Annotated in this window: 12 protein-coding genes; 1 reads left to right on the plus strand and 11 read right to left on the minus strand. The window is 34.6% G+C overall.

Annotation, left to right across the window (positions count from 1 at the left end; all coding sequences use genetic code 11):
• Positions 1 to 38 precede the first annotated feature (38 nt).
• From ACWNMY_RS22340 to ACWNMY_RS22390, 11 genes are all read right to left on the minus strand, one after another.
• Positions 39 to 1,277, minus strand: a complete 1,239-nt coding sequence (locus ACWNMY_RS22340; RefSeq protein ID WP_449540449.1) for a DNA cytosine methyltransferase — start codon at positions 1,275 to 1,277, stop codon at positions 39 to 41.
• 11 nt (positions 1,278 to 1,288) lie between these two features.
• On the minus strand, positions 1,289 to 2,425 hold the full coding sequence (locus ACWNMY_RS22345; RefSeq protein WP_449540450.1) for a DNA cytosine methyltransferase: 1,137 nt from the start codon (positions 2,423 to 2,425) through the stop codon (positions 1,289 to 1,291).
• 515 nt (positions 2,426 to 2,940) lie between these two features.
• The gene (locus ACWNMY_RS22350) at positions 2,941 to 4,014 is read right to left on the minus strand and encodes a DNA cytosine methyltransferase (RefSeq protein WP_449540451.1); all 1,074 of its coding nucleotides are present in this window, start codon (positions 4,012 to 4,014) and stop codon (positions 2,941 to 2,943) included.
• 18 nt (positions 4,015 to 4,032) lie between these two features.
• Positions 4,033 to 4,443 (minus strand): very short patch repair endonuclease, encoded by a 411-nt coding sequence (locus ACWNMY_RS22355; protein ID WP_449540512.1) that lies wholly within the window; start codon positions 4,441 to 4,443, stop codon positions 4,033 to 4,035.
• 81 nt (positions 4,444 to 4,524) lie between these two features.
• Positions 4,525 to 5,472 carry a PD-(D/E)XK motif protein gene (locus ACWNMY_RS22360; RefSeq protein ID WP_449540452.1) on the minus strand — a complete coding sequence of 316 codons (948 nt, stop codon included), beginning with the start codon at positions 5,470 to 5,472 and terminating at the stop codon, positions 4,525 to 4,527.
• A gap of 9 nt (positions 5,473 to 5,481) precedes the next feature.
• Positions 5,482 to 6,861: a DNA cytosine methyltransferase gene (locus ACWNMY_RS22365; protein WP_449540513.1), complete on the minus strand. Its 1,380-nt coding sequence runs from the start codon at positions 6,859 to 6,861 to the stop codon at positions 5,482 to 5,484.
• Complete coding sequence (locus ACWNMY_RS22370; RefSeq protein ID WP_449540453.1) at positions 6,839 to 7,537, minus strand: hypothetical protein; 699 nt, start codon at positions 7,535 to 7,537, stop codon at positions 6,839 to 6,841. Before ACWNMY_RS22370 ends, ACWNMY_RS22365 begins: the two co-directional genes overlap by 23 nt.
• Positions 7,538 to 7,553: 16 nt before the next feature.
• Positions 7,554 to 8,480, minus strand: coding sequence for a hypothetical protein (locus ACWNMY_RS22375; protein ID WP_449540454.1), 927 nt, complete (start codon positions 8,478 to 8,480; stop codon positions 7,554 to 7,556).
• Positions 8,477 to 10,501 carry a hypothetical protein gene (locus tag ACWNMY_RS22380; protein WP_449540455.1) on the minus strand — a complete coding sequence of 675 codons (2,025 nt, stop codon included), beginning with the start codon at positions 10,499 to 10,501 and terminating at the stop codon, positions 8,477 to 8,479. Before ACWNMY_RS22380 ends, ACWNMY_RS22375 begins: the two co-directional genes overlap by 4 nt.
• Positions 10,502 to 10,516: 15 nt before the next feature.
• Complete coding sequence (locus tag ACWNMY_RS22385; RefSeq protein ID WP_449540456.1) at positions 10,517 to 13,273, minus strand: Z1 domain-containing protein; 2,757 nt, start codon at positions 13,271 to 13,273, stop codon at positions 10,517 to 10,519.
• Positions 13,274 to 13,551: 278 nt separating this feature from the next.
• Positions 13,552 to 14,349, minus strand: a complete 798-nt coding sequence (locus tag ACWNMY_RS22390; protein WP_449540457.1) for a DUF3883 domain-containing protein — start codon at positions 14,347 to 14,349, stop codon at positions 13,552 to 13,554.
• 612 nt (positions 14,350 to 14,961) lie between these two features.
• Between ACWNMY_RS22390 and ACWNMY_RS22395 the strand changes: the two genes are divergently transcribed.
• Positions 14,962 to 15,792, plus strand: coding sequence for a bacteriochlorophyll 4-vinyl reductase (locus tag ACWNMY_RS22395; RefSeq protein ID WP_449540458.1), 831 nt, complete (start codon positions 14,962 to 14,964; stop codon positions 15,790 to 15,792).
• The last annotated feature ends 128 nt before the right edge of the window (positions 15,793 to 15,920 follow it).

Below are 15,920 nucleotides of genomic sequence, written 5' to 3' on the forward strand. Positions count from 1 at the left end.
GATGCTAAATCTATTATCATATAAAAAAGGGAATGGATTTAAACCATTCCCTTATGATTCAGTAGATCATATATTCCTAGTGCTAATCTTTTTGCGAATTCAGGAGGCACAGCATTACCGATCATTTCATAATTTTGGCTCATACTGCCTAGAAACTCAAAATCATTACTAAAGGTTTGTAGTCTTCCAGCTTCACGGACCGTAATTGTTCTCGCCTGCCTAGGATCAGGGTGAATATGTCTTAAACCATCTTTTTTAAGATGAGCAGGTATTGTATTGCTTGGCTGATCCCATCTTAGTACAAAGTACTTATGAACATTTGACTTCTTACCTGTTTTTTCTGTATATAACTCTTTAAGAGATTCAGTGCTAGTATATCTCAACCTTTCTGAAGCTATATCTTCAGCTAAAACTCTAAAAATCTCCATATCTCTTCTGTTATGATATCTGGGTACATGCCAATTTATTGTTGTTTCATACGGGAAATGTGAATACTTCTTCCCGCCTAATCTATATTCATCTGCAGGATATAGTTTAGGAAGTTTTCCGATGGCATCATAAACTGTACATTTATTTTCTGTTTTATAACTTTCCAGAATTTCATTATAAAAGTACTGTAGAGTTTCCTCGTTTTCTTTTTCATCCCCAAAGTATTTTCTGTTTAGTCCGACAAGAATTACTCTCTTCCTCTTTTGGGGTACACCAAACTCTGATAAATCCAATAATGCTTGTCCTCTTATATTATCAATAATATCAAAACCATGTTCATTAAACCCTCTTTTGATTTTATCGGTAATATTTTCTCCATCTGGCATAGCCGAAAGCATTCCTTCAACATTTTCAAAAACCAAAATTTTAGGATCATACACTTTTACAACTTCAAGATAACTTTCGAACAAATAATTTCTATAATCATCTTTCATACTATTTTTATCCTGTATTCTTCCTGCTAAAGAGTATGCCTGGCATGGTGGACCACCGACAATAATATCTATTGCATTATTTTCTATAATTTTATTTAAGCCTTCTCCATCGCCATATTCAGGGTCATCTTTCCACCCGTTAATCAATTCATCTGTTCTTTGAATATCAAAATGAATAACTCTTTTTTCTGCATCAACATAATCATATCTATTTTTTAATCTGTTAATTAATGTGTTGCAGGCATATCTTTTCCATTCTACACTCGCAATTGTAGAAAATTTTTTTGTCTGTTCAAAGCCTTCCAACAGGCCTCCGCAGCCAACAAATAATTCAAGTGTATTCAGCTTCTTCATAAAATCACCTTTCAATTAAATAGAAGTACAAGCTGTTCTTCTATATTTTTCTCCAATATCCGGTTTGGATCTCCAATAAGGTGCTTGTACATTGCCTTTGCCAAATTATAGGATAATAATGGAGGAACAGCATTCCCGACTTGTCTGTTTTGCTGTGTTTTATTCCCCAGAAAAGTGAAATCATCCCTAAAAGATTGGAGTCTGGCATTTTCCCTTATAGTTGGAACTCTATTATATTTATAGTGAAAGTGATTTCTGTGGCCAGTATCTATAGTTCTTGAAGGCTGTTTGCTGTGATATCTTGTCCAGGCTTCATTAAATTTCCTGCTTTCCCCTACACCTGGAGGCAGATCCTTATAATTTCCCCCTTCAGGAACCTGACTAATTACCCATTTTACATAATCTGTATGTTTTGTAGCTACATGATTGTAGAGCTTAGTACTATTCTTCCTCATCTGTTCCTGGTAGGAACTTCGAGGAGACATTGTATATTCATCTATCTCTTCACCCAACTCTTCTTCTCGGCCAGGGAGATCGCTTAGGGCATCTTCACAGGTTACATAATTATTTGGGTTATGAGTAGGAGCGGGAAATTCAAAGTACCCATATTCTTTTTGAAAGCCGATAAAAAACATTCTTCTTCTCTTTTGAGGCACTCCGTAATCTGCTGCCAAAAGAGGCTTTTCCGATACTGTTACACTGTATCCCATATCTTCAAAAGTATTGATAATTTGCCGTTTTACTGTACCATTATATAGCGTTGCGATTCCATGTACATTTTCAATCAAGAAGGCTTTAGGCATAAATCTTTTAACCGCTTTTACAACAGCCAAATATAATGTATTACGCGTATCATTTATATCTCTTGACCCTGTTAAAGAAAACCCTTGACATGGCGGTCCGCCGATAATAACGTCAATCTTTTTTCCTATAAGCCTTTCTTCAATTTCCTCTATACCCTTATCAACAGAAAGATCTATTTTGGCCGCATCTGAATCTTGATGATTGTATTTATACGTTTTAAGGGCTGCATCATCGAAATCAACCCCCAATATAACATTATATCCAGCATCAATAAAACCTTGCGACAATCCTCCGCAGCCGCAGAACATATCTAAAACATTAAGATTATTTTTTACAAGTCCCAATGTATATCCCCCTCTTTACTAACATAGAACATATTATCTTTATTTATATATTAAAATTAGATTCAATTATCTTGATAAATTATAACATTATCCAATTATAAAAAAACTTTTTATCTGATTCTACCAACTATACAACAAAAAGGACTATTACTTCTCACCAGGAAGGTTTTGGAAAATACAGGGTATATTCTAACCTGCTAATGTATCTGGCGGCAAACATAAAGACAAAATGATCAGATCATATGATGATAGGGTGTTAATAGTTATACTACTGGGAGGCAGTCAGCCAATATTCTATATATAATACCCTAAACATTTATGTCATCCCCTCAAAAAACTTTAGAGCACTATATAAAGGGAATAAGACTTAAAGAAACCGTTCCTACAAGAAAGGAATGATTTAGATAATTATGAAAAATTAATATACATTAACAGTTTTACAAAATGAAATTTTTTAGTAAAAACTAAAAAACCCTTAGCTTTTGCTAAGGATATTAAATTAAGTTTTTTATAATTTAGAAATTAATACTTTTCCACTTTTCATCAGCAACTAAGTATTCCACACCTGCAAATGTCTTTAATAATGCTTCAAATATCACTTTTGCACCTTCAACAGGAACAGCCATCCCAATTTGCTTTCTTACTTTTTCTTTTGGTCCCATAAAAATATAATTATCAGGGAAAGTTTGCAGTCTTGCCCGTTCTCTGTTTGTTAATGCACGCGGCTCTTTAAAATGATACATATGTGTACCTCCGCCGCCGCTCCCTGTAACTGTGTATGATGGATGTTCCTGATGTAGCCTCCTATAAATTTGAGAAAGCCTGGCTTTCTTAACATTTAATTTAAGTTCCTCAGGAATATCTTTATACCAGGCATTTTCTCCTGGAGGGATGTGTTTTAACATTCTGATTACCTTTTCAGTATGTTTTGTCATCTCGTTATTCGCTGCATTTAAAGGAATGTCTTCTAATGCTTCTTTTGCCGTTACATACGGGCTGCCATCGGCAGAACCATGTGTTGGCTTTGGCACTTTAAATTTCAAACCCAGATCATTTCGAATTCCAACAATTATTATTCTTTCTCTCTTTTGAGGAACGCCATACTCATGAAATTTGTATAAATGTGTTGTTAGAGTGTAACCAGAATTCTCTAATTCTTTTAAAATCTTTTTAAATGTATTTCCTCCGTTAGCGCTTTGAAGTCCGCTTACGTTTTCAGCAACGAACCATTTCGGTTTATGGATGTTCAATACTTTTACTCCGTAGGAGTATAAGGGGCCATATTCCCCTTCAATTCCTTTTTGTTTTCCAACAACACTAAAATCATTACATGGGAAACCAAAAGTAAACCCGTCTATTGGTTCAAGGCGTTCGATGTCTATTTCCCTAACATCACAGTTAATAACAGATTTAGGTCTTTCCGGACAGATATTATGCCTAAATGTTTCACATGCCCACTCATCAAAGTCATTTGCCCATTGATGTTCTATTTTATAAACTTCTCCGTTTTTTCCGATAACTTCCGCTTGCTGGGCAGCAAGCGACAAACCCCCAGGACCGCAGAATAGTTCCCCTTTTTTAAATTTCATCTAGTTTATTCACTCCGTTTACTTGCAATTATTGATGAAAAAGCTTATTTTCTCAATAGTGCGATCAAAGCCTTCTTTAAGTTCATGTTCCCAAATTCTTAAAATATTCCAACCGTTTTCTTTATAATAATTTGTTACCACTGCATCTCTCATCTTATTCCTGTCTAACTTTGCCTCCCAATAATCAACATTGGATTTGGGCATATTAGCATGCAGCGGACATTGATGCCAAAAGCAGGAGTCAATAAATATAACAATTTTATATTTCTTAATAGATATGTCGGGCTTTCCTAATAATTTTTTCGAGTTCCTTCTAAACCTTATTCCCTTGTTCCATAGAGCTCTGCATACTTCATCTTCCAGCTTTGAAACAGATCTGATCGCTGACATATTCCTTCTCCGCTTTTCTTTTGATATCCTGTCCACTATAAGATACACCCTTACTTTTCGTTTTAAGTGTTTAATATAAAAACCGCACCTGTTACAGGTGACGGTTCAATTTCAATATTATCAGATAAAACTTAATCCTATCTGTTCGTAGGCTAGTCCAGTTAAATCAACTTTATAAGAAATTTGCAGAATGTGTTCTTTTTTATTTACATTTGTTAAAGAATCTTGACTTATATAAGGAAAATCATCATTTATCGGATATCTTCTAATTTCCAAAACTCTGAAGCTCCTCTTTCTGTCCTGAGAATTTTCTTTATAGCCCAATTTTGAAACATTATTGTTTAATATGTTATAGTCCAGTCCAAGATCGGCCAGTTTTTGAATTAATATTTCTATGCTCAGTACATCTGAACCGGCTGATTCTGTTCCTGGCTCCTCCAATTTTACAAACATTAAAGAAAGATCGCTGTTTGGTCTTAACTGATATTGGCCAGATATTGTAACGATATTATTATATTTAATTAATGAAGACTTCACTTCAAAGTTTATATTACTCGTCTGAATATCAAATGATTTTCCGTTAGGACCTGTCCAATTTTCAGCTTTTATTTCATACAGCACCTCTTTCTTTAAATAGTATAAAATAAGCAATTCTCCCAACAGTCCGTGAACAGTCTTTTCGACATTCCTGTTTCCGATAAGATTCTTCCAGTTTTGCCACCACTCAATTGGATTTGCATTCAATTCAGCTCTCTTTTTTCCTTCTTCACCCATTTCCAAAAATAGTGCACAAATCCCTGCAAATTCATTCCTCAAACTTTCTTCACTGCTAGATAGCAGCAACAAATGTTTCTCACTTTCTCCAATTTTATATTTGGAAGTGAAGAACTCAACGTTTGCAAAAGTTTCATTTATATTTATGCCTTCATCTACCTCAAATCCTACAGCATACGCGTCCTTGAATCTGATGGCCCATGATGCAGATTCTTCTTCAAACCCATCAAGTCTGGAGGCATTTTCAATAGATATATTGGCAAATTTTTTTCTGATTTGTTCAGATAAATCCATAGAAATCACTCAATTTCCGCGTTTTATTTTTAAATTCTTTAATACTGCTAGTGCAACACCTTTGGCCAATAATGGAGGAACAGCATTTCCAATTTGAGTAAATGCACTGCTCATTGGAACATTAAAAGTAAATGAATCTGGAAATGATTGAAGTCTTGCTGCTTCCCGTACCGAAATGCCGCGCGGTTCAAACGGATGTATATGGCTATATGTATCCGTTCCAAGATGCGCGACCAATGTATGGGAAGGTTTATTCGAATCCAGCCTTTTCCACTTTGAATGGAATTTGCTGGTATCATACGGTGGTACAAACTCTTTCTTTAGCTTATCATAAGCTTCTCCGTCATTTCTGCTGATATTGTAATACTCGCATGCATCTCTAAATAATTCCAAAGCAATTTCGTGAGCTTTAATATAATCATCGCCTGGCTTCATTTTTTCAAAGATCCTAAAATCTCTCACTGTTTTTCTAAAACAATTAGCATCTGTCATATCCATGTAATTATCAGTGTTTAATCCTCTCATCAATTTTTGATACTGATTAACGGGAGGTGTCTGATATGACATTCTTGTCTGCATTTTATGCAATGTGTACTTTGCATTAGAATCAGGAAATAATGCAGGAAGATCCGATAAAGCATCTTTTACAGTTACCCACCTTGGTGCTTTGGGATCCGCAATTAACGGAAACCGAAAATTAGTATATTTTTCAAACTTTTTAAATTTATTGTTCATTTTACCAATTTCATTAATTGATGGATTAATGTGTGTAGGTTGTGGTAAAACACTTATATCTCCAAAATTCCCCTTAACAGCAATAATAAATACCCTTTCACGAGTCTGAGGGACTCCAAAATCGGCTGAATTCAGTATGGTCCAAATCGCGTTATAACCTTTATCTTTTAGTTCTTCGCAGACTATCTGAGGTATATTCATACCGAGAAAATTAACAGATTCAGGCACATTCTCCATAATAATAGCATCAGAATTCAAATCCGTTCCTATACGAATGAATTCCTTGTAAAGGAATGCTCTTTTGTCATTTAAACCAAATCTATGATCCCCCAGAGATTTCAGCTTAGATTTCCCGATTCTCGAATAAGCCTGACATGGAGGACCCCCTATAGTGATTAATGGCTGATTGCTACTGACTAGCAGTTCAGAAGCTTTTACTTCTGCTATATCCCTACATAAATGTACTTTGTCTTTTCCCTGCTTCCAATGCAAATTTAATGAGACAGTATTGCAGGCTTGCTGATCAATTTCAATACCTGTTTCAATATCAAAACCTGCTAAATGGAATCCAAAAGAGAGACCGCCACATCCCGAAAACAAATCTACCACTTTTGGTAACAGGTTATTTTCTCTAATAATTTCTTCTGCTTTCATCAAAATACTTAATTAACTCCTCAACATAATATTTTGTACCGCCTTTTGTAAGTGCAGGTTCTACAATTTTGATTCTTGCAGTATTTAATTTCATAATTTTTCTAAACAAATTTCTGGTTTGATTATTCATTTGTACTTGGCTGAATTGGAACATTATTTCCCTAGTAACATCTATTCTATAGCCATTCGGTCCGGACCTTTCCACCAGTTGAACAATTTCATCAGTGGTAAAACCTCTTAATATTTGATAAGTTTTATCAATATTGTCCGTCCAGGATAAGTGGATGTACCACCAAATTGTTTTCAGCCATATTCTTCTGCTCTGTTTATAAAATCGCGACTCCGATAATCCCCATCTCCTATATACTAAATCGGGCACTGCCTTCATTGATAAATATATCCAAATTTGATCATTCGCCGCTAACCTAGGAGTGAAATTATATTCATTCATCAATATATTATACATCTCTAGACCAAACTTTAAATCATAAAGATAATCCCTCTTTCTTGAATCACTTTCATTCTCAGCTAGGTATTGCACAGTCAGATCGTTGGCTTCAATTAATCTTTTTCTTAATTCCATATATTTATCTTCACAGTCAGGTTCCGGAGCTTTTTCGTGTTCCCATGTCAGAAATTCTTTCCGGGCATCTGTTTTTGATAGAGTTTTCCACATTTTCCATACTCCTCACTTAAAACCGTTTATCGAAATCTTCTCTTATTGATTTTGCTAAATTTTCCGGAGATGTGACGTCCCAATTGAAAGTATTGACGAAATAATAAATAGCCTGGCCAATGCTGCCCGGTTCAGATTTATTGGTCAAAATTTGTTGCCAATCTCCGGATTCTTTAACTTTTTCAATAATAATCTGGAGTCCAGTAGCTATAATTTCCATCAGAATTGGCGAAGATCCAATACCTTTTTCTATTTTTAGAAGTCTCGAATTTTTATGCCCTGTGTTAATGACAATAGCAACATTATCCTCTGTAAATCGATCGTATAACGGTTCATCAATGTCACAAGTAACCCACCAAAGAGGTTTTTTGGGATCATTAACTTCCACAATAGGAAATATGGATGATTCCCCGTCAAATATTATCTGTTTATTCTCCAAAACTCCCAATATAGTACCTGCAACAGCATTTTTCATTGATAGTCCCTGTTTGGCAAGATAAAGAACAATATCAAAAGTTACTTTACCCCTTAAATTACCTTCTGGAATCTCAACATTGATATTTATTACCTTATTGGAAACATCAGAATAAGATATTTCTCCAGCCGGAAATACATTATATTGGGATGAGTCTTTTGAATACCATCTTAAAGCTACTCCGATAACAGAGTCAGATGTTACCAGGCCTCCTGTATTAAACAAAAACATCGGATTTGCAATTACAATTTCCTGACTTAATATTAAATTATGAATATCCGGATCCCAATGAACTTTTGGATCTGCAAGCTGATATACTTTTTCTTGCCCTTCTAAGGGTTCTATTGACAGATCAATTTCTTCAAATAACTCATTTATATAACATCCTTTAAGAGGCTGAGGCATGTATCCGATCTTCTGAAACAATTGGTCATCTAATACTCTATGAAACAATATTGACGAACTCATTTATTGACCCCCTTGAAGCTGACCAGCTCTTCCTGCATATAAGCATGAATCATAGGGTCACTGTTACGGAGAAGAATGTTTCCTTTCAATTCTCCTGCGTGTCCGTTAATACTAATTATAAATTTGTTCTTAGCTTTATAGCGTTGAGTAGTAAGTATATCTATGTTAAATAATGCTGAATCGGGTTTGTTTTTGTTAAAGGATAACAGATTTACCCCTTTAATATCTACAGGAAATGGTGTTCCGATTACGTCGTTGTTCTCCCACTCATCTCCGCTTATCTTAGAATTTCCTTCAGAATCAATAAGGACCTCAACCATTAACTGTTCAATACCTTTGGGGAGAATGATTTCAAAGTTCATGTCCATAGTTCCGCTATTGTTTATACTTATTTCTGAAATTACTAACTTCCCTGTTCTTTTCTTAGACACACCAGATCCTCCTCCCCCTCTCGGCGGAATACTTGGAGAATTTCCAAAACCTTCAGGAGGCAGAAAGAACTTTGCCAGTGATTTGCTTAATGCATGGCTCTTTGAAACATTTACTCTCTCAACTTCCGAATTAAAAGCTTCACGAATAGACTGTGCAACTCTTTTCTGAATTCTTTCCACTATAGTATGTTTTCTGTCCTCTATAGTAATATCAGCCCAAGAAGTATGATCAGCCTTCTCTCCTCGCCGCAAATATTCATCTAAGCTGACATCTTCATTCACTCCTGTTAAAAAGTTTTCCGAATCGGGAACAAATAATGCAACAATAAATTCGTCAGGATTTGTCCTGTCTACCCCATTCGCCCATTTTCCCTCTGTTTCGAAGTTTACGACCATAGCAGGTCTTCTTAAGTATGCAACAATTGGAGGATTATTGGATTCTGGTGAATGAGATATATCCAGATAATCAAATGGCGACTTTTTATTATGCGGTATCGTCATTTGAAGTTTTTCTTTATTTGCTTTTAAGAATGCCGCAGTCCCAGCTTTAGTTTTGGAAAGGCTTCTATGAAGCTCGATATCTTTTACTGTTATATTTTTTCTCTCTGTTTCCGGAACTAAATGAATGCCTCTTGCAGCGGCGATATAAAGAGTTCTGAATATGGAAAAGATCGGTTCCATATTATCCTTATTAATAACTTTACCGTTAACAGACGGATTCAAAAAGTTTCCATACGAGTAATATTTATTGTCAATACGGGGAGCATACCATCTTTGTATAGCAATATCTAAATATAATTCAATATCTCTATGCCACCAATTTTCAGTTTCACTTTCGCTTTCCCTTAAAGGTATTAACTTATCGGGATTAATAAAAGGAATTATTACCGTTGTTCCGGTTTCTGCTCCTTTATATTGACTTATATTAAAATCAGATAAGATTTTGCTAATTACCGCTTCATTTGTAACAGGCATTGTGGAACCATCCGCATGCATTTGTCCCCACCAGGCAATGCCTCTTCGCGGCACATTAGGCTCATATGGCAAAATGGTATCTTGCTTTGACTCATCTTCTACCATACAGGCTGCAAGCCTGGACTGATAAGTACCGTCGTCTTGTTTGATTCGTGAATAATATAGAACTAATCCTATTCCCATTCGAAAGTATACTGTTTTTCCGAGACCCCAAGAGCCTCCTGCTTCTTTTTTCTCCTGCGGCATGCTTATTTCATATACTAATTTCAGAAGATTTCCATAGCTATTATTCTTAATATACGAGTGATGCAGCGGACCTGTCAGTCCTGTTGTGTTGGAATCTCTTATTACTATAGATCTTTGGATGCCTTCAAAATATTTTTCTTCAAGCTTTTCTGAAATTCCTTCAAAATGTGTTACTGCATCTTTATTGAATTGTTTTACTGATATATCATATCGTACAGGCAAACTGGAATCTATTGCCGCATCCGTACTATTTTGAATAGATTCTCTTATTAAAAGGTCCAATAAAGGAGTATGACTGTTCTGTATTAATCTGAGGAGAGAACTTCCCCGCTCAGCCATTCTCTCCATTTTCGCGATTTCTATCTGCATTTTGTTTCCCCCATACTATTCCTCATTGTTATCGTTATTTGTAACATTAATTCTTACTCTGAGAGCCTTTGCATGCGGCTTTTGAGCTGAATCGCCCGGTATGTTCATATAAATACCGATTATATCTTCTTTAAAATTCAAATCTCTTCTGTCCGAACTGCCTCCATTATTATTAGTTCTAGCTTCAGAGTCCTTGTCAATACGATATATAATAAGCTGAGGCACGTCTCCTAAACCATAAGTTTCTCTTTCTTCTTTTATTTTTGTATTTGAAATCCCTCTAATCTTCGGCTTTTTATTGTCATGGAAATCTTTATTATTAATGTCAGCAAAGACATCAGAAGGACCTCTTAAAACTCCAATATTCACCATATCGTTTGTGTAATTCATAAGCTTGGCTGAACGGTGAACCTTTCCTAAATAATAAGGATCCAGGAACCATTTGTTTTCACCTGATTCTGTAACATTCCCTGCACCAGCGACTATTACATTCCATCCCGAGAAGTTCAGCTCGTTTTGAACCTGCTCATACCAATCACAAAATGTTTCGATCTGATTAAATACACGTGATCTTGAATTAAAGTCCATTTCAAGAAGATAATCTTTTATCTTCCCAAAATCAATATCTTTAAAGTAAATTGCATTCCCTGCCAAAGACATTATTGGTGAGCCGCAATGATTCAGCAGGAAATTTTCTGTAACGTCAATATTTTTGCGAAGCTTCGCAAAGTTATTTTCAAAATGGATAGTCTGTATAGACGATCCAGTAAAGTCCATATTAATTTCTTCTGCATTTTGCATTTTATTTTTAGCTGTAATACGCAACCATGAAACTTTAGGCGTATTCTTCACTCTTGGTCCATATTCAGAAGGGCTTTTTTGTCCTAGAGCAAATACTTCCAGTTCTTCTCTTAGTTCATGTTCCAACAACGTTAAAAATCTGAATTTACCATAGGTATCCTTCGACATCCAAATCCTTGGAAACATTTCATAATTTTTTCTGTAACCAAACCATCTTCCCATTTGCATGAGAGAATCTGCTGCAGTTGAAGCTCTTAAGAAATAGGTGCTGACCAGTCCTTCTATTGTCAGACCTCTGGATAAAGTACTTCCTCCAACTATAATAAAAGCTGGTGCAGTCCCAAGTTCTTCTAACTGTTTCTTGGACGGATAGGCAAGCCTAACATGCATATTTTCATCTGTAATGCCTGTATTGGAACTGTTATCAATGCATAAATGGATGCCTTTGTGATAATTTAGGTCACCTTGATCATCCATTTCAATATGGGACAGCCAGCTGATAATATCTTTAATAAAGGGAACTAAATCCTCAAATTTCGGATAGTCATTTAATTGTTCATTCTTGACAGGATAATTTGTAAAACCAATTCTGAACTTCTCTTTAGTAAACCGTGAAGTCTCAAACTGATAAACTTCTTTGCACATGTCTGCCAATGATGTTTTATTAGAGTTTATCCACTTAGCTATCGCATTAGCAATATTACTGTGATGGGCCTGTTTCTGACTTGTATGAACAAGCATGCTAAATGGTTTATTAATTTCGAAATATCTCATTGCTGCAGTTGCACATAAAAACCAGCAGATACTGTCTTGAAAGCTTTTTGGAATTTCTGACAATTCACCTTCTTGTATTTCTTTAATTCCCTCTATTTCATCCTCAGTAATATCTCTGACAATATCAAGCCCTTCATACTCTTCAGATTCTTCAAGTCCAAAAATCTGCTTAGGGCCGTAATATTCATCCGATACTGGCAATACTCCAATAAAGTCCTTCGGATAAAGGGATTCTTCATCAGATTCGTTTAGAAAATTGGAATAAGGAGTGGCTGTATAGCTGATATAATTAACTGCTTTGGGTTTGACTCCTTCTTTTTCAACTTCAACTAAATCAATTATTAATTTGTTTATTTTCGCACGCTCTTCTTCGTCAATATTTTTTGTATTGACGCTTGCCTGGTCTGCCTCATCATCAATAATTAATATTTTCATTTGCTTTAACTTATTTTTATCTCCATTGAGCCAAGCAATAAGGTTTTCCAGTCTAGTCTTATTTTTCAAACAAACGTTTAAGTATCTCTCCGAAGCCCCTTCTCCCATATGCAAATCCTGAAGTCTGTACCCAGCAGGTGATCTCTTAGATACTTTATGTAAAGGAATCCAAGTTGCCGTTCCATTGTTATTAAGGTCTGTTATAAGTCTATTTTCAGTTTGCACACGCAGATTTTCTATCATCCCGGAAAGTACAATAAAGGAATTCCATCCCCAATCTGCTGCCATTGCCATCAGGCCAGCCATACTTGCAGTTTTTCCCGATTGAACTTGACCTATTACAAGACCCTTTACTGGTCCTGTCTCAGTTGTATCCTTATTTAACTTTTTTAAAATAGTAAGAGTGCTTTTTTCCAGATTTTGAACAGCTTCTTTTCTCCAGCCGTTTTTGAGCAATTTTTGTTTATAAAGTTGCCAGGATGATCTGGGATCAGTCGGAATAAACGTATCATTATCTTCTCCGGCGGCAATTATTGAGGTATCTGCATTAATTTTTTCGATGTTTTCTGCCTTGTAATATTCTTCCCTCTGTTCTTTAACAATATCAATCCAGATTGATTTATCTACATCATTAGACAATACCCCCATCATATTCAGGGCATCGAATTGATTTTCAATTGCTTCCCAGTCATTACCTTTATCTTTCATATTTTTTATTATTAATCTGACAGAATCATAAATTGGCAAATGTATATTGACCATACTATACCCCCATATTATATTTATGGGATTATTTTACCATATTTTCTAATAATGATGGTAATAGTGGCTGAAAATACCTTGAAAGAACATATGGATTAGCTGGTTAATATAAATAGCATAACTAAATTTTTAAAAAATCATTTGTCAATACATGGTTTAAACCATCAAATCAAATCAAGATTTAGTATAAATACCATAAGGTTACTTATATGTCTGACTACAACAAACAAATATTCTGCATTAAGGCAAAAATAAGACCAACATCTCAGTGGTCCTATTTAATCAAGTTGGTTAGCACCAACAGACCAGTTAATAGCAATAGTAGTATATACTCTTTTTTGGGCTTGGAGATTTTCATATGGATTCACAACTATCTTAACTTTGGGTTCTTCATTTATGTTACTTATAAGAACCAAAATATAACGTTCTTTTAACTCCTTAGCTACACTCCATTCCTTATCTGTAAAGCTTACTCCTCCCTTTTCTCCAGCCAAGCCCTTTATTTCATAGACAATTTTCGGTCGAACTCCTAATTCAAAATCGTACCCACATCCATCATCTCGTCGGTCAAAAAGCGAAGCAGTAGCCCCATTAAACTCACCCTTTTCAAATTTCTCTTTAAATATTTCTTCCGCCATTTTTCCTGTAATACCTCTAGTACCAAATTCTTTCTGTTGCTTTTGTTTATCTTCATCCTCTGAATTTATTGAGTCTATGTAGATAGCTATATTATTAGCTATTTCATTGTCTAAATCGTTTTGATTTATAATCTCTTTAACAATCTCAATCATGGCTTCTTGGCTTAGATGCTTGTATTTTTCATAAACTTCAATATGGGATGGACGCAGTGACTCTTGGTGCCAACCACTCCTATGTCCATGCAAAGGATCAAAATGATCTCTCATATTTTTTATTGTACGAGGTTTAACATCTAATCGTTTACCTATCTCTTCATATGCTTTGGTAATGCCCATTTGTAAACCTATGTTTTCAAGAGGTTTAGGATCCTTTCTATCGACGTAGAATCTAGACAAGTAGTAGGCAACGATAAGTGCCAATTTATGATTATTTTTCATGATCTTTTACCTCTCCCTTACTTCTGATTGTTAAAAGTAAACAATTCTCATTTACACTATTTTTTCTTTGTAATGTTCTATACGCTCTTTAAATTATTCAATTAGCACTTGCAATAAAGCAACAGAATTTATGCCCCTCATTACTATTATTTAAATAATACCTTTTACCTAAACTATGATAAATACAAAAACAACATTTTATCCAACTAATTACATTTCTTTTCTCTAATTCGATAAATTTGTGTGGGGATCTGTTAAGAGATATAAGAATATAATAAGAAAATTTCACTTTTGGTGTTATTTCCTTTGAAACAACAGGGACTATTCAAGGTATCAATTAATTGTAAAAATTTTATTGAAAATATTATATACAAGGAAAATTTGATGCTGTCTCATCTTCTATGAATAGCAGGATTATTTCACTAGATTTTAATAATTTTCTGGTAAAAAACTAGTATATCTGGCGCATTTATATTACCATAATAATATAAAATATTTTGAAAAATCTAAGGGAAGAATTTATCTTGTGCGCCATAAAGAAGATAGTATGAACCTTCTTTAAACAATACATAAATTTACATTTATCTAAAAATAATATCGGAGGACATTAATTTGGAAAAAACAGTTAAACCCAAATTAAACTTTAATACAGCATTAGAGGCATCACTCAAAATTCCTGGAATAAGAGTTGAACGCACTACCTTTCTCACAAAGCGATTTTCAGAACGTGTTAGTGCATCTACATTAGAAAAGATTATTGAAGATGGCCCTTATAATGCTGGAATAAGTAAAAAAGAGCTAGATAATATTGCTAAATCATTAATACAAAAAAGAACGTTATTTAGTTCTTCTCAATCCTTTGCAGCCGGTCTCCCAGGTGGAATTGCTATGGTAGGTACGATTCCGGCTGATATGCTGCAATTCTTTGGTACTACTCTAAAATTAGCGCAAGAGTTGGCTTACCTATATGGACATAAAGATTTATGGCTTGATGAACATTTGGATACTGAAAAGGCTAGAGATAATCTAATTTTATACTTGGGAGTTATGTTTGGTGTTAGTGGTTCAACTTCCGCAATCAAATTCGTATCTTCCGGCTTTGCTAATACGATTGCTAAAAAACTACCACAGAAAGCTTTAACCAAGACTATTTATTATCCGATAATAAAAAAAGTTGCTGCTATGATTGGAATAAAAGTAAACAAAGATATCTTTGCGAAAGGAGTATCAAAAATTATACCTGTTGTAGGTGGATTTGTATCTGGAACAATAACGTATTCAACTATGAAGCCTATGGGAAAAAGATTATCAACAGCATTATCCGAATCCCTTGACTTATCCAATGAGGATATAATTAAAGAATACAGAAATATGAAAACAGAGTTCCCAGATATTATTGATATTGATTTTGAGGAAATTATTGATGAGGAAGAACTTAACTAGATATACGAATTGCTCTATTATAAAAACATCATTAAAAAATAGGTTACCCATGGGTAGCCTATTTTTTATGAATAATATCGCTGTACTGCGTATTACAAGGAAATTATAGAAAGATTTATTTATATTTA

The sequence above is a fragment of the Ferdinandcohnia sp. Marseille-Q9671 genome, from assembly GCF_976954385.1.